Annotated in this window: 12 protein-coding genes and 1 pseudogene; 6 read left to right on the forward strand and 7 right to left on the reverse strand. The window is 76.1% G+C overall.

Annotated features, from left to right (window positions below; translation table 11 throughout):
* The first annotated feature begins 100 nt into the window (after positions 1-100).
* The 4 genes from ET526_RS00580 to ET526_RS00595 are packed head-to-tail and all read left to right on the forward strand — an operon-like array spanning position 101 to position 3,759.
* Positions 101-1,219 carry an ABC transporter permease gene (locus ET526_RS00580; RefSeq protein WP_135465712.1) on the forward strand — a complete coding sequence of 373 codons (1,119 nt, stop codon included), beginning with the start codon at positions 101-103 and terminating at the stop codon, positions 1,217-1,219.
* Positions 1,219-1,977 carry an ABC transporter ATP-binding protein gene (locus tag ET526_RS00585; protein ID WP_135465713.1) on the forward strand — a complete coding sequence of 253 codons (759 nt, stop codon included), beginning with the start codon at positions 1,219-1,221 and terminating at the stop codon, positions 1,975-1,977. Before ET526_RS00580 ends, ET526_RS00585 begins: the two co-directional genes overlap by 1 nt.
* A gap of 37 nt (positions 1,978-2,014) precedes the next feature.
* Positions 2,015-3,127: an MlaD family protein gene (locus tag ET526_RS00590; RefSeq protein ID WP_135465714.1), complete on the forward strand. Its 1,113-nt coding sequence runs from the start codon at positions 2,015-2,017 to the stop codon at positions 3,125-3,127.
* Positions 3,124-3,759: an ABC-type transport auxiliary lipoprotein family protein gene (locus ET526_RS00595; RefSeq protein ID WP_135465715.1), complete on the forward strand. Its 636-nt coding sequence runs from the start codon at positions 3,124-3,126 to the stop codon at positions 3,757-3,759. Before ET526_RS00590 ends, ET526_RS00595 begins: the two co-directional genes overlap by 4 nt.
* 252 nt (positions 3,760-4,011) lie before the next feature.
* Here the strand turns inward: ET526_RS00595 and ET526_RS00600 are convergent, their stop codons facing one another.
* The 4 genes and pseudogenes from ET526_RS00600 to ET526_RS00610 all read right to left on the reverse strand — a co-directional run bounded on the left by ET526_RS00600 (position 4,012) and on the right by ET526_RS00610 (position 8,857).
* On the reverse strand, positions 4,012-5,658 hold the full coding sequence (locus ET526_RS00600) for an alpha-amylase family glycosyl hydrolase (protein WP_135465716.1): 1,647 nt from the start codon (positions 5,656-5,658) through the stop codon (positions 4,012-4,014).
* 112 nt (positions 5,659-5,770) lie between these two features.
* A complete protein-coding gene (locus ET526_RS22505; RefSeq protein ID WP_338025312.1) occupies positions 5,771-6,100 on the reverse strand; it encodes a cation transporter in 330 nt (109 codons plus the stop codon).
* Positions 6,048-6,425, reverse strand: a pseudogene (locus ET526_RS21825) (MerR family transcriptional regulator); the annotation flags it as partial. The gene ET526_RS22505 and the pseudogene ET526_RS21825, both read right to left, overlap by 53 nt.
* The gene (locus tag ET526_RS00610) at positions 6,422-8,857 is read right to left on the reverse strand and encodes a heavy metal translocating P-type ATPase (RefSeq protein ID WP_135465718.1); all 2,436 of its coding nucleotides are present in this window, start codon (positions 8,855-8,857) and stop codon (positions 6,422-6,424) included. The gene ET526_RS00610 and the pseudogene ET526_RS21825, both read right to left, overlap by 4 nt.
* Positions 8,858-8,988: 131 nt before the next feature.
* Here ET526_RS00610 and ET526_RS00615 point away from each other — a divergent pair, with 131 nt between their 5' ends.
* Positions 8,989-10,017, forward strand: a complete 1,029-nt coding sequence (locus ET526_RS00615; RefSeq protein WP_240048194.1) for a trypsin-like peptidase domain-containing protein — start codon at positions 8,989-8,991, stop codon at positions 10,015-10,017.
* An 83-nt stretch (positions 10,018-10,100) separates the two neighbouring features.
* On the opposite strand, the gene ET526_RS00620 is transcribed toward ET526_RS00615, so the two are convergent.
* Both ET526_RS00620 and ET526_RS00625 read right to left on the reverse strand, forming a co-directional pair.
* Positions 10,101-10,562, reverse strand: coding sequence for a DsrE family protein (locus ET526_RS00620; protein WP_135465720.1), 462 nt, complete (start codon positions 10,560-10,562; stop codon positions 10,101-10,103).
* Positions 10,559-12,139, reverse strand: a complete 1,581-nt coding sequence (locus tag ET526_RS00625; protein ID WP_135465721.1) for a fused MFS/spermidine synthase — start codon at positions 12,137-12,139, stop codon at positions 10,559-10,561. The genes ET526_RS00620 and ET526_RS00625 overlap by 4 nt, the downstream gene beginning before the upstream one ends.
* A gap of 56 nt (positions 12,140-12,195) precedes the next feature.
* Between ET526_RS00625 and ET526_RS00630 the strand changes: the two genes are divergently transcribed.
* The gene (locus ET526_RS00630) at positions 12,196-12,771 is read left to right on the forward strand and encodes a thioredoxin family protein (RefSeq protein ID WP_135465722.1); all 576 of its coding nucleotides are present in this window, start codon (positions 12,196-12,198) and stop codon (positions 12,769-12,771) included.
* Between the two features lie 11 nt (positions 12,772-12,782).
* On the opposite strand, the gene ET526_RS00635 is transcribed toward ET526_RS00630, so the two are convergent.
* Complete coding sequence (locus tag ET526_RS00635; protein WP_135465723.1) at positions 12,783-13,517, reverse strand: cytochrome c biogenesis CcdA family protein; 735 nt, start codon at positions 13,515-13,517, stop codon at positions 12,783-12,785.
* Between the last annotated feature and the right edge of the window lie 7 nt (positions 13,518-13,524).

Here is a 13,524-nt window from a genome sequence, read left to right on the forward strand (position 1 = left end):
CCATATACGAGCTTACGCCAGGGCCGCCCCGCCATGTGACGCGGCGGGAGAACCGCCGCCGCCCTGGCCCGCCCCCAACGCAGGAATTGCAGCAGCGTTGATGTTGCCCGACACCGACCGCCCGACGCGCTTCGCGGCCTCGCCGGAGGGTGGCGGCGTGCGCCTCGCCTTCGCCGGGCGGCTCGACGCCGCCGCGGTGGCGCGGCTCTGGCCCGAGGCGACGCGGGCGGTGCGGCCGGGGCAGCCGCTCATCCTCGACCTCTCCGGCCTCTCCGGCCTCGACACCGCCGGCGCGGTGCTGCTGCTGCGCCTCGAGCGCCACGCCGGGGAGGCGCGCTGGGAAGGCCCCGCCGAGCCCGCCCTGCGGGCGATGCTCGACCGCACCCGCCAGGCCCTGCTCGTCCCGCCCCCCGCCCCGCCGCCCCGCCTGCCCTGGCTCGGCCTGCTCGGGCGGGCGACGCTGCGGCGGGGCGAGGGGCTGCTCGGCCAGCTCGCCTTCCTCGGCGAGGCGGTGATCGCCGGCCTCGGCACCCTGCGCCGCCCCTGGCGGCTGCGCGCAAGCGAGGTGCTGCGCCACCTGGACGAGGCGGGGCTGCGCGCCTTCCCCCTCGCCCTGCTGCTCGGCGTGCTGATCGGGCTGATCCTCGCCTTCCAGTCCTCGGTGCCGATGCGCCAGTTCGGGGCCGAGGTGTTCATCCCGATGCTGGTCGGCATCTCCCTGCTGCGCGAACTCGGGCCGCTGATGGCCGCCGTGATCCTGGCCGGGCGCACCGGCAGCGCCTATGCCGCCGAGCTCGGCACCATGACGGTGAACGAGGAGGTGGACGCGCTGCGCGTGATGGGCATCGAGCCCATCGCCTGGCTGGTGCTGCCGCGGGTGCTGGCGGCGATGCTGGTGATGCCGGTGCTGGCGCTGGTGCTGAACCTGGCGGGGCTGGTCGGCATGGGGGGGGTGATGGCCACCCTCGGCTTCCCGCCCGTGGCGGTGGTGAACCAGCTCCGCGAGGCGCTCTCCCTCGGCGACCTGCTCGGGGGGCTGTTCAAGGCGGCGGTGTTCGGCCTCGCCATCGGCTTCATCGGCTGCCGCGCCGGGCTCGCCGCCGGGCGCGGCCCGCGGGCGGTGGGCGATGCGGCGACCGCGGCGGTGGTCGGCGGCATCGTCGGCATCGTGGTGCTGGACGGGGTCTTCGCCGTGCTGTTCTTCCGGCTGGGTCTGTGATGGCGGGGGCGGAGCCGGTGATCCGCGTGCGCGACCTCGCCGCCCGCTTCGGCGGCAACACGGTGTTCGAGCACGTCTCCTTCGAGGTGCGCCGCGGCGAGGTGTTCGTCATCCTCGGCGGCTCTGGCTGCGGCAAGTCCACCCTGCTCAAGCACATGATCGGCCTCTACCCGCCGGCCGAGGGCACGGTGGAGATCCTCGGCCAGGACCTCGCCGCGCTGGCCGGCGAGGCGCGCCGGGCGCTGCTGCGGCGCATCGGGGTGATGTGGCAGTCGGGCGCGCTGTTCGGCTCCCTCACCCTGGCCGAGAACGTGGAGGTGCCGCTCGAGGAGCACACCGCCCTGCCGGCCGAGGCCCGCGCCCTGGTGGCGCGCGCCAAGCTCGGCCTCGTCGGCCTCGCCGACGCCGCGGGGCGGCTGCCGGCGGAGATCTCGGGCGGCATGGCCAAGCGCGCCGGCATCGCCCGGGCGATGGCGCTCGACCCGCCGATCCTGTTCCTCGACGAGCCCTCGGCCGGGCTCGACCCGATCACCTCGGCCGGCCTCGACGCGCTGATCCTCGAGCTCGCGCGCGAGCTCGGCACCACCTTCGTCGTGGTGACGCACGAGCTGCAGTCCATCCTGGCGATCGGCGACCGCTGCATCATGCTGGACAAGGCGGCGCGCGGCGTGATCGCCGAGGGCGATCCGCGCGCGCTGCGCGAGACCAGCACCGACCCCGTGGTCCGCGCCTTCTTCCGGCGGGAGGCGATGGCATGAGCGGGCGGCGCCCCCGAACCCCTGACGAGGGATAGCCATGCCGCAAACGCAGCGCCTCTATCTGCGCGTGGGCACGCTGGTGGTCGCCGGGCTGGCGCTGGCGGTGGGCTTCGTGCTGTTCCTCACCGCCGACCGCTTCGCGCGCGGCGCCGAGATCTACGAGACCTACATCCAGGAATCGGTGCAGGGGCTCGATGTCGGCGCCGCGGTGCGCTACCGCGGCGTCGCCGTCGGCCGGGTGGCCGAGATCGGCCTGGTCTCGGCCGAGTACCGCCGGCCCGAGGGCGGCCCCTTCCTCGCCGCCTTCCAGCGCGTGCTGGTGCGCTTCACCGTGGACAACACGCGCATCGGCGCCGGCGCGCCCTCGCTCGAGGAGGCGGTGCGCATCGGCCTGCGCGCCCGCCTCGCCGCGCAGGGCATCACCGGGGTGAACTACATCGAGCTCGACTTCGTGGATCCGGAGCGGTTCCCGCCGCCGCCGCCGCCGCCCTGGACGCCGCGCTTCCCCTACATCCCCTCCATCCCCTCCACCGTGGCGCAGGTGCAGGACGCGGCGCAGGTGCTGCTGCAGCGCCTGGACGCGGCGGACCTGCCCGGGCTGCTCGCCAACATCAACGGCTTCGTCACCGAGCTGCGCGAGCAGACGCGGGAGGGCGAGCTGGCGGTGGTGGTGCGCGAGGCCGCGGAGCTGCTGCGCGACCTGCGGGGCGAGGTGGAGCGCGCCGACATCCCCGCCACCCTCGCCGAGCTGCGCGGCGTCGCCGCGGAGGCGCGCGCCCTGCTGGCGAGCGAGGAGGTGCACGCCACCCTGGCCAGTGCCGCCGAGGCGATGGCCGAGCTGCGCGCCGCCGCCGCCGGGGCGCGGGCGGTCGCGGAAAGCGAGGAGCTGCGCCAGCTTCTCGCCAACGCCTCGGCCGCGGCGGCGGAGCTGCGCCGGGCGGCGCAGCGCCTGCCGGCCACCCTCGCCTCGATCGAGGCCGGGGTGCGCACGGCGCGGTCCGCCTCCACCGACCTGCAGGCCGACCTGGTGCCGATTCTGCGCGACATGCGCACCGCCATCGGCAACCTGCGCGACGCGACCGAGTTGCTGCGCCGCTACCCGGGCCAGGCGATCTTCGGGGCGCCGCCCCCGCCGGAAGGACGACGATGAGAGACAAGACGCGCCGCGCCGCCCTGCTGCTGCCGCTCGCCCTCGGCGCCTGCACCGTGCTGCCGCAGCGCCCCTACCAGGAGGTGCGCCGCTTCGCGCTCGAGGTGGAGCGGCCGGAGCGGGTGCCGCCCCCCTCCGGCGCGCCGGTGCTGCTGGTGCGCTCGCTGCGCGGCGCGCCCGGGCTCGACGCGCGAGGGCTGCAGATCGCCCGGCCGGACGGCACGGTGACGACGGAGTTCTGGAGCGAATGGGCCGCCCCGCCCGCCGAGCTGGCGGAGGAGGCGCTGCGCCGCTGGCTCGCCGCGAGCGGCCTGTTCTCGGCCGTGGTCGTTCCCGGCTCCCGCCTACGCCCGGACCTGACCATGGAGGGGGAGCTGATCCGCCTGCAGGCCGACCCCGCCGCCGGGGTGGCCCGCGCCGGCCTGTCGCTGCTGCTGCTGCAGGGCGGCGAGGGGGGGCAGGAGGTGCGCATCCGCGGCCAGTTCCTGCCCGAGGGAACGGCGCCGCTGCCGGGCGGCGCCGCGGAGCGGGTGGCCCCGGCCGATGCCGCGGCGGCGATGACGGCAGCCTTCGCCGATGCGCTCGCCCGGCTGGAGGCGGAGCTGCGCAGCACCCTGCGTCGCGGGCGCTAGAGCGGATCCCGTTCGGGCGGCCTCGCCTGAACGGGTGAGGATGCCCGCACGATCGACGAGCCGGAGCATTGGCCGTGAGCCAGGGCGAACGGAACATGCCCTGGCGCCCGATCCGCGCGGGCGGGAGCGGCGCTCGGCCGCCCGATGAAGGACGGAAGCCTGATCCGCCGAAGCGGAGCACGCTGCAGGGCCGTTTTCCCTCGGGCGCGCCCGCGGAGACGGCTTGAGGCCCCCGTCGCGGGGCGGAAGCCCTCAGCCTGTCAGCGCGCCTTCCGGCACCGGCCACGCCGCCGCGGCCTGCGAGACCGGGGCGAGGATGGCGAAGCCGAAAGGCGGCAGCGCCGACCCCTCCACCGCCCCGGCCAGCGGCGCAAGGCCGTGCAGCGTCGGCGGCAGCGGCACCGTCTCGGGCGAGAGGTTGCACAGCACTGTCAGGCTGCGTGCCGCCTCGCGGCGGACGAAGCCGAGCAGCGGCGCCCGCAGCGCCAGCGGCACCGCCTCGCCCCGGCGCAGCGCCGGCTCGGCGCGGCGCAGCGCCAGCAGGTGGCGGCAGAAGTGCAAGGTGCTGTGCGGATCCGCCTCCTGCGCCGCCGCGGCCATGGCGCGGTGCGCCTCCGGCACCGGCAGCCAGGGGGTGCCGGTGGTGAAGCCGGCATGCGGCGCGTCCGGCCGCCAGGGCATGGGCGTGCGGCTGCCGTCGCGGCCCTTGAACTCCGGCCAGTAAGTCATGCCGAAGGGGTCGCGAATCTCCTCCTCGCGCAGCACCGCGTCGGGCAGGCCGAGCTCCTCGCCCTGGTAGAGGCAGACGCTGCCCGGCAGGCTCAGCAGCAGGCCGAGGGCGAGGCGGGTGAAGCGCGGGTCGGCCACGCCGCCCGGCGCCCAGCGGCTGGCGGCGCGCTCCACGTCGTGGTTGGAGAAGGAGAGGCAGGGCCAGCCGCGCGCGCAGGTGGCGATGGCGTCCTGCAGCAGTGCCGCCACCGTCGGATGGTCGAAGCCGTTGCGCAGCGGGCGCAGCGTGTAGGCCATGTGCAGGTGCGCATCGCCCTCCGTGTAGGCGGCGATGCGCTCGAACGCGCCCTCCTGCGAGGAGACCTCGCCCAGCGCCACCGCGCCCGGATAGGCGTCGAGCAGCGCGCGCAGCCGGCGCAGCAGCGCGAAGGCGGCCGGGTGCATCATGTCGTGCAGGTGCTGCTGCAGGCCGAACAGCTTGGCCGGCACCCCGCCCGCCGGCGGCAGCGGCGGGTTGCTGCGCAGCGCCGGGTCATGGGCCAGGAAATCCACCGCGTCGATGCGGAAGCCGTCGGCGCCGCGCTCCAGCCAGAAGCGGGCGATGCCGAGCAGGGCCTCCACCACCGCCTCGTTGTGCAGGTTGAGCGTCGGCTGGCTGGCGAGGAAATGGTGCAGGTAGTACTGCCGCCGCCGCGGCTCCCACGCCCAGGCGGAGCCGCCGAAGACGCTGAGCCAGTTGTTGGGCGGCGTGCCGTCCGGCGCCGGATCGGCCCAGACGTACCAGTCGGCGGTGGGCGCGGAGCGGCTGCGCCGGCTGGCCTCGAACCAGGGGTGGTGGTCCGAGGTGTGCCCGCCCACCAGGTCGAGCAGCACGCGCAGCCCCCGCGCATGGGCCGCCTCGATCAGCCGGTCGGCGTCGGCGAGCGAGCCGAAGGCCGGGTCCACCGCGCAGTGGTCGGCCACGTCGTAGCCGAAATCCCGCTGCGGCGAGGGGTAGAAGGGGCAGACCCAGATCGCGTCCACGCCGAGCGAGGCGATGTGGTCGAGCCGCCCGATCAGCCCCGGCAGGTCGCCGATGCCGTCCCCGTTCGAATCGGCGAAGCTTCGAGGATAGACTTGGTAGATGACCGCGCCGCGCCACCACGCGATGGCGCCGCCCCCCCTCACCATGGCATTCCCCCCAAGGCCGGAAGGTCCCGGCAGGGCTCAACCATTAGTATCGCGAAGGCGTGAGAATCAAGCGCCGCGACACGGAAGGGCGCGGCTTTCCGGCGCGGTGGGTTCAGCCGGCCACGGTGTAGCCTTCCGCCGCCACCGCCGCCGCCACCGCCTCACGCGGCAGGCTGGTCTCGGCGTGCACGGTGCCGGCCGCGAGATCCACCCGCACCTCGGCCGCCGGGTCCCGTTCCCGTATGGCGGCGGTGATCGCCCGCACGCAGTGCTGGCAGCTCATGCCTTCGACCTTCAGCGCAACCGTCGCCATGGCGTCCTTCCAGCTCGTCGAGGATGGGGCAGTCGGGCCGCTCGTCGCCGTGGCAGTGCTCGGCCAGGTGACGCAGCGAGGCGGCGACGGCGGAGAGGGAGCGCGCCTTCGCCTCCAGCGCCTCCACATGGTCGAGGGCGATGCGCCGCACGTCGGCGCTGGCCCGGCCGCGGTCCCGCCACAGCGCCAGCAGCCGGCGCACGTCCTCGAGCGGGAAGGCGAGTTCGCGGGCATGGCGGATGAAGCGCAGCACCGCGACATCCGCGGGGGTGTAGAGGCGGTATCCCCCGGCGCTGCGCGCCGGGTGCAGGAGATGGATCGCCTCGTAGTGGCGGATCATCTTCTCCGAGACGCCGGAGGCGCGGGCGGCCTCTCCGATGGTCATGGCGGATCCCCCTTCATCCTGTGCGTCATCCCGTCCATGCGTCGTGCCGGCCCGCGGGCGGGCGGTCATGGCGCCCCCTCCGCCCGCGGCCTCCAGCGGGACAGCAGCAGGGCATTGCCCAGCACGGAGACGGAGGAAAGCGCCATCGCCGCCCCGGCGACAAGCGGGGAAAGGAAGCCGAGGGCGGCCAGGGGGATGCCGAGGGTGTTGTAGGCGAAGGCCCAGACCAGGTTCTGGCGGATCTTGGCGTAGGTCCGCCGCGTCACCCGGATCGCCGCCGGAACCAGCGCCGGGTCGCCGCGCAGCAGGGTGATGCCCGCGGCCTCGATCGCCACGTCCGTCCCCGTGCCCATGGCGATGCCAAGATCGGCGGCGGCGAGCGCCGGGGCGTCGTTCACCCCGTCGCCCACCATGGCGACGCGGTGGCCCTGGCGCTTCCAGGCCGCCACCCGCGCGGCCTTGTCCGCCGGCAGCACCTCGGCGGCGACGTCGTCGAGGCCGAGCCGCCGCGCCACCGCCTCCGCCGCCGCCCGGCTGTCGCCGCTGACCATCGCGACGCGCAGGCCGAGCCGCCGCAGCCCGGCGACGGCGGCGGCCGCGCCGGGCCTCTCCGCGTCCTCGAAGGCGAGCAGGGCCAGCACGCGCGGGGCGGCCCCGTCCGCAGCCTCCACCAGCCAGGCGGTGGTGCGGCCCTGCGCCGCCTCCGCTTCGGCCGCCTCGGCGAGGGGGCCGGGCTCGGCGCCGCTCTCCCCGAGCAGGCGCGGGCTGCCGAGCAGCAGGCGCCGCCCGGCCACGCTGCCGGACACGCCGCGGCCGGGCAGGGCGCGGAACTCCTCGGCGCGCGGCGGCGCGGCGTCGCCGAGGCGCTCCAGCACCGCCCGTGCCAGCGGGTGCTCGCTGCCCGCCTGCAGCGCGGCGGCGAGGGAGAGCGCCTCCGCCGCGGCGATGCCGGGCGCCGGGTGCAGCGCGGCGAGGCGCGGCCGGCCTTCGGTCAGCGTGCCGGTCTTGTCGAAGGCGACGAGCGTTACGTCGTGCGCCCGCTCGATCGCCTCGGCGTCGCGCAGCAGGATGCCGGCCCGCGCCGCCGCCCCCGTCCCCGCCATGATGGCGGCCGGGGTGGCAAGGCCGAGGGCGCAGGGGCAGGCGATGACCAGCACCGCCACGGCATTCAGCACCGCCGCCTCCACCCCCGCCCCGGTCAGCCACCAGCCGAGGAAGGCAAGCGCCGCGACCGCCACCACCGCCGGGACGAAGACCGCGCTCACCCGGTCCACCAGCTTCTGCACCGGCGCCCGGCTCGCCTGCGCCGCGGCGACGAGGGCGGCGACGCGGGCCAGCACCGTCTCGGCGCCGATCGCCCGCGCCTCGATCACGAGGCGCCCGTCGAGGGCGATGGAGCCGGTGGCGACGCGGTCGCCCGGCTCCTTCTCGACGGCGCGGCTCTCGCCGGTGAGCGGGCTCTCATCCACCCCGGCGCGGCCCTCCAGCACCACGCCGTCGGCCGGGATGCGCTCGCCGGGGCGGACCACGACGCGGTCGCCGACGGCGAGCAGCGCGCTGTCCACCTCCTCCTCCCGCCCCTCCGCGCCGAGGCGGCGGGCGGTGCGCGGGCGCAGTTCCAGCAGGGCGCGGATGGCCGCGCCGGTGGCGCGCTTCGCCCGCGCCTCCAGGTGCTTGCCGAGCAGCACGAACAGGATGATGACCGCGCTCGCCTCGTAATAGAGGTGGTGCTTGGCGTGCGCGCCCTGGGTCAGCAGCACCCAGGTGGAGAGGCCCCAGGCGGCGGTGGTGCCCATCGCCACCAGCAGGTCCATGTTGCCCGTGCCGGCGCGCAGCGCCGCCCAGCCGGCGCGGTAGAAGCGGGCGCCGAGCCAGAACTGCACCGGGCTCGCCAGGGCGAGCTGCACCCACCCGTTCGGCATCCAGTCCCGCCCCAGCGCCATGCCGAGCATGCCCGCCAGGAAGGGGGCGGTGAGCAGCGCGGCGAGGAGGAGATCGCGGCGCTGGCGGCGGTGGCGCGCGGCCTCCGCCTCCTCCCCCTGCGCCTCGGCCCGCAGCACCCGGTAACCGGCGCGGGCCACCGCGGCGGCGAGCGCCGCCTCGTCCACGCCGCGCAGGGCGCGGATATGGGCGCGCTCGGCGGCGAGGTTCACCCGCGCCTCCAGCACGCCGGGCACGCGGGCGAGCGCGCGCTCCACCCGCCCGGCGCAGCTCGCGCAGGTCATGCCGCCGATCGCGAGGTCGAGGCGCGTCTCCGGCACCGCGTAGCCGGCCTTCGCCACCGCCTCGACCAGCGCCGGCAGCGGCGCGTCGCCCGTCACCTCCGCCCGCTCGGCGGCGAGGTTCACCCGCGCCTCCGCCACGCCGGGCACGCGGGCGAGCGCGCGCTCCACCCGCCCGGCGCAGCTCGCGCAGGTCATGCCCTCCACCGGCAGGGAGAGGGCCGGGAGCGTTCGATCCGGCGGCCGGCGGGAAGGGGCGAGGGTTGCGGCTTCGGGCATGGCGTGGTCCTGATCCTCCGCCGCGTCAGGTGAGGGTTCCCATTATGGGAGGGTCAAGCCCCCGTCCAGCCCGGCGGCCGGCCCGGGGGCGGATTGACGCCGCCGGCCCGCATCCCGACATGGGCGCCGCCATGCGTCGCCGCCTGATCGCCGCCCTGATCGCCTTCTCCTGCCTCGCCGCCACGGGGGCGGCGGCGCAGGAGGCCGAGCCCTTCCGCATCCTCAACCGCACCGGGCAGGAGGCGACGGCGCTCCATGCCGTGCGCTCCCCGCGCGGGGCGCAGGGCGATTGGGGGCCGAACCTCCTGCGCCCGGACCGGCCGCTCGGTGCCGAGGCGGGGTTCCGCGTGCGCCCCGGCCCCGGCACGGGCTGCCGCTTCGACCTGCGCCTGGTGCTGGCGGACGGGCGCGAATCCATCCTGCGCGACCGCGACATCTGCGCCGAGCCGGAGGTGACGATGGCCACCACCATCGCCCGCCCCGCCGCCCCCGCGGTGGCGGAGCAGCGGCCGAACCCGCGGGCGCGCGCCGTCTCCACCGGCAGCGGCTTCCTGGTGGCGCCCGAGCGGGTGCTGACCAACCAGCACGTGGTGAACGGCTGCAACCGCGTGGTGCTGCGCGCCCCGGACGGACGCTGGCTCGGCGCCGTGCCGCCGGTGCGGGTGGATGCCGAACTCGACCTGGCGCTGCTCTCCGTGCCCGGGCTGGAGGGGCCGGCCCTCGCCTTCCGGTCGGCGCCGCCGGTGCGCCGCGGCGAGGGGGTGGTGGCCTATGGCTTCCCGCTGGCCGGGCTGCTCTCCTCCGACCCCAAGCTGACGCGGGGCGAGGTGAACGGCCTTGCCGGAATCGGCAACAACCGCAGCCACTACCAGATCAGCGCCCCGGTGCAGCCGGGCAATTCCGGCGGCCCGCTGCTCGACCTGCACGGCCATGTGGTGGGGGTGGTGGTCTCGAAGCTCGACGCGCAGCGCGTGGCGCAGCGCATCGGCGACATCGCGCAGAACGTGAACTTCGCCGTGCAGGGCGAGGCGGCCCTCGCCTTCCTGCGCCGCGCCGGGGTGCAGCCCGCCCTGGCGGAGAGCCGCGGGGCGGAGCGCGGCGCCGCCGATGTCGGCGAGATCGCCGACCGCAGCACCGTCTTCATCCGCTGCGAGCGCTAGAGCGGATCGCGGACGTCTGGAAGATGCTCCGGCTCGCCGGTCGTGCGGGCCTCTGCACCCGTCCAGGCCGGACGGGGCATGCCCTACGGCCGCAGGTGGATCCAGCCCATGAGCTGGCGCTCCACCACCTCCGGCAGGCCGTTCTGCACCACCTGCACGCCGTCGAGCACCGCCTCCGGCCCCAGGCCGAGCGTGTCGAGCGTGGCGCCGCAGGCGACGAAGGCGATGTCGTAGGCCTGCAGGCTGGCCACCCGCTCCGCCACTTGGCTCCGCTCGCGCAGCAGGTGGCGCACTCCGGGGCCGTAGGCGACGACCATGATCTCCACCAGGTCCTGGCCGTAGAAGCCCTGGATGTTCACCAGGTTGGAGAACACCGCGTTGGCCCGCTCCGGATCGCCCTCCGACAGCGAGACGACGATGCGCCGCGGCGCCTCGATCGTCGGCCTCGGCTCGGCGAGCGGCGTCTCCCGCACGCCCGAGGCGACCAGCGGAACCGCCGCCAGCGCCGCCAGGATCGCGCGCCGCGTGCGCCCCTGCCTCGTCATCGTCCGCTCCCTTCCCTGCTCAGGATCAGATGCGCCATCAGCCGGTCCACCGGCGCGTAGTCGTCGGTCAGCACCGGCACGCCCGAGGCGGCGATGCGCGCGGCGACGAAGCCGGGCGGCAGCCGCGCCCAGCCGCGCTCCGGCCCGCGCCGGGCGGCCAGCCGCGCGACGGGGCTCGGCGTGTCGGAGGCGAGCAGCAGGTAGGTCACGCGCCGCCCCGGCGCCTCGGCCATCTCCACCCACACCTCCACCACCGGGAAGTCGAGCGCCAGGGTGCGCGCCAGCGCCAGCAGGAAGCGCGGCTCGCGCTTGTCCTCCATCACGTTCGCCACATAGGCGCCGCCGGGCGCGAGGCGCGCGCGCACCGCGCGGTGCCACTCGCGCGTCGCCAGGTGCACCGGCATGGCGATGTCGTGGAAGGCGTCGGCGAGGATGAGGTCGAAGCGCGGCCCCTCCGGCAGCGCCTGCAGGGCCGCCCTGCCGTCGGCGGCGAGCACGGTGAGCGCCGGGCTGTCCCCGAGCCAGAAGTCGCGCCGCGCCGTCTCGGCCACCACGGGGTCGAGCTCGGCGACCAGGAAGCGTCCCTCGGGGTGGTCGGCGGCCCAGGCGCGCGGCAGGGTGAAGGCGCCGCCGCCGAGGAAGAAGGCCGCCGGCCGCTCCGGCAGGCCGCGCGCCGCCATCAGCTCGTCCACCAGGTGCAGATAGGGCTGCACCAGCAGCGTCGGGTCGTCGCGCACATTGGCGCCATGCGCGAGGTGGTCGAGCACCATCAGCCGCGCCGGCTGGCCGACCGCCTCCGCCAGATCCACGACGCGGATGCAGAAATAGGCGCTCTCGCGGTCGCAGGGGCTGGCGAAGGGGGGAAGGCGCGCCGCCCCCGCCGGCAGCAGCAGCGCCGCGAGCGCCGCCGCGGCGCCGAGGCGCAGCCCCGCGGCGGCGCGCCGCGCCAGCGCCGCCGCCGCCCCGGCATGGCCCGCCGCCAGCAGGCCGTAGAGCGCGGCGCAGGCGAGCATAGTGCCGGCCGAGCCGATCCAGGCGACGAACAGGAAGCCCGCGGCCAGCGTGCCCGCGATCGCCCCCAGCGCCGAAAGGGCGAACAGCCGCCCAAGCACCGGCCCGACCCGGCCCGGCGGCGCCTCCTCCACGGCGAGCTTGGTGACGATGGGCGAGACGGCGCCGACCAGCAGGCTCGGGGCGAAGAAGGCGGCGAGCGCCAGGCCGAGGATGGCGGCAAGCGGGTGCACCCCCTCGCCGCCGAGCAGCGGCGCGGCGAAGCGCAGCGCCGGCACGGCGGCGAGCGTCGCCGCCGCCGAGCCCGCGAGCAGAAGGGCGAGGCGGCGGTGCCCCGTGCGCCGGTCGCAGCCCGGGCCGGCGAGCCGCCCGCCCCACCAGTGGCCGAGCGAGAAGCCGCCCAGCACCACGGCGATGATCGCCGTCCAGGTGTGCAGCGACATGCCGACATGCGGCGCCAGCAGCCGCCCCGCCACGATTTCCACCACCAGCCCGAGCGCGGAGGCGAGCAGGATGGTGGCGCCGTCGCCGAGCGCACGCAGGCGCGAGGGGCGCGGCGCGGTCATTGACCCCTCCCGCCGCCGCCATGACATGCTGGCGCGACGATGCGCGGGAGGATGCCATGAACCCCTTCGCCGCGACGCTGCGGCGTCGCTCCCTCGCCCTGCTGGCGCTCGCCGCGCTGCCGGCGCGCGCCGCGCCGGTGCGCACCGAGCACGGCTACACCCAGGACTGGTTCGCCGAGACCTTCCTGAACCTGCCCGAGGACCTGGAGGAGGCGCGGGCCGCCGGGCTGCGCCTCGGCGTGGTGTTCGAGCAGCGTGGCTGCCCCTACTGCCACGAGATGCACACCGACCACCTGGCGCAACCCGGGATCGAGGGCTTCATCCGCCCCCGCTTCCGCCTGATCCAGCTCGACCTGCACGGCGCCCGCCCCGTCACCGACCTCGACGGCGAGGTGCTGGAGGAGCGGGCGCTGGCGCGCAAGTGGCGCGTGACCTTCACCCCCACCATCGTCTTCCTTCCCGAGGCGCCGCCGCCCGCCCCGCGGCCGGGGCACGAGGCGGAGGTCGCGCGCATGCACGGGCTGCTGCGCAAGCCGGAATTCCTCGGCCTCTTCACCTACGTCGCCGAGCGGGGCTACGCCGACGGCACGCCCTTCCGCACCTGGTGGCGCCGCCGCAACGGGGCGGGGTAGCGCCCCCGGCCTCATCCGAAGCGCCCGAGCCCCGGCCAGCGGTCCAGCATCCAGGCGCCGATCTCCTGGAAGCCGCCGGTCATCACCAGCACCCCGGTCAGCACCAGGAGCGCGCCGACCGCCACCTCCACGGCGCGGAAATGCCGGCGGAAGCGGCCGAGGAAGCGCAGGAAGGGGGTGGCGAAGGCGGCGGCCAGCAGGAAGGGGACGCCGATCCCCATCGCGTAGGCGAAGAGCAGGAGCGCCCCCTCCGCCACGCTGTCGCGCCCCGCGGCCAGGGTCAGGATGCCCGCCAGCACCGGGCCGACGCAGGGGGTCCAGCCGAAGGCGAAGGCGAGGCCCACCGCATAGGCGCCGAGCGGCGAGACCGGCCGCGCCTTCGGGTGGAAGCGCCGCTCGTAGTTCAGCAGGCCGATGCGCAGGACGCCCGCGAAATGCAGGCCGAACAGGATCAGCACCGCGCCGGCGAGGAGGGCGAGCGTGTCCATGTGCGCGGCGAGCAGGCGCGACAGCGCGCTCGCCGTCGCGCCGAGCGCGGTGAAGACGGTGGCGAAGCCGAGCACGAAGAACAGCGCCGCCCCCAGCACCCGGCCGCGGTGCGGCACCTCGGCCACCGCCCCGCCGGGGGCGGCCCGCAGCGTCACGCCGCCGAGGAAGCCGAGATAGGGGATGACCAGCGGCAGCACGCAGGGGCTGAGGAAGGACAGCGCCCCCGCCAGCACCGCGCCGGCCAGGCCGACTTCCATCGCCCTG

This window comes from Crenalkalicoccus roseus (assembly GCF_004761865.1).
Classification (GTDB): domain Bacteria; phylum Pseudomonadota; class Alphaproteobacteria; order Acetobacterales; family Acetobacteraceae; genus Crenalkalicoccus; species Crenalkalicoccus roseus.

What these genes read in the sequence shown, in the direction of transcription:
- ET526_RS00580 (WP_135465712.1), top strand. Translation starts at nt 101, where the DNA reads ATGTTGCCCGACACCGACCGCCCGACGCGCTTCGCGGCCTCGCCGGAG.
- ET526_RS00585 (WP_135465713.1), top strand. Translation starts at nt 1,219, where the DNA reads ATGGCGGGGGCGGAGCCGGTGATCCGCGTGCGCGACCTCGCCGCCCGC.
- ET526_RS00590 (WP_135465714.1), top strand. Translation starts at nt 2,015, where the DNA reads ATGCCGCAAACGCAGCGCCTCTATCTGCGCGTGGGCACGCTGGTGGTC.
- ET526_RS00595 (WP_135465715.1), top strand. Translation starts at nt 3,124, where the DNA reads ATGAGAGACAAGACGCGCCGCGCCGCCCTGCTGCTGCCGCTCGCCCTC.
- ET526_RS00600 (WP_135465716.1), bottom strand. Translation starts at nt 5,658, where the DNA reads ATGGTGAGGGGGGGCGGCGCCATCGCGTGGTGGCGCGGCGCGGTCATC.
- ET526_RS22505 (WP_338025312.1), bottom strand. Translation starts at nt 6,100, where the DNA reads ATGTGGAGGCGCTGGAGGCGAAGGCGCGCTCCCTCTCCGCCGTCGCCG.
- ET526_RS00610 (WP_135465718.1), bottom strand. Translation starts at nt 8,857, where the DNA reads ATGCCCGAAGCCGCAACCCTCGCCCCTTCCCGCCGGCCGCCGGATCGA.
- ET526_RS00615 (WP_240048194.1), top strand. Translation starts at nt 8,989, where the DNA reads ATGCGTCGCCGCCTGATCGCCGCCCTGATCGCCTTCTCCTGCCTCGCC.
- ET526_RS00620 (WP_135465720.1), bottom strand. Translation starts at nt 10,562, where the DNA reads ATGACGAGGCAGGGGCGCACGCGGCGCGCGATCCTGGCGGCGCTGGCG.
- ET526_RS00625 (WP_135465721.1), bottom strand. Translation starts at nt 12,139, where the DNA reads ATGACCGCGCCGCGCCCCTCGCGCCTGCGTGCGCTCGGCGACGGCGCC.
- ET526_RS00630 (WP_135465722.1), top strand. Translation starts at nt 12,196, where the DNA reads ATGAACCCCTTCGCCGCGACGCTGCGGCGTCGCTCCCTCGCCCTGCTG.
- ET526_RS00635 (WP_135465723.1), bottom strand. Translation starts at nt 13,517, where the DNA reads ATGGAAGTCGGCCTGGCCGGCGCGGTGCTGGCGGGGGCGCTGTCCTTC.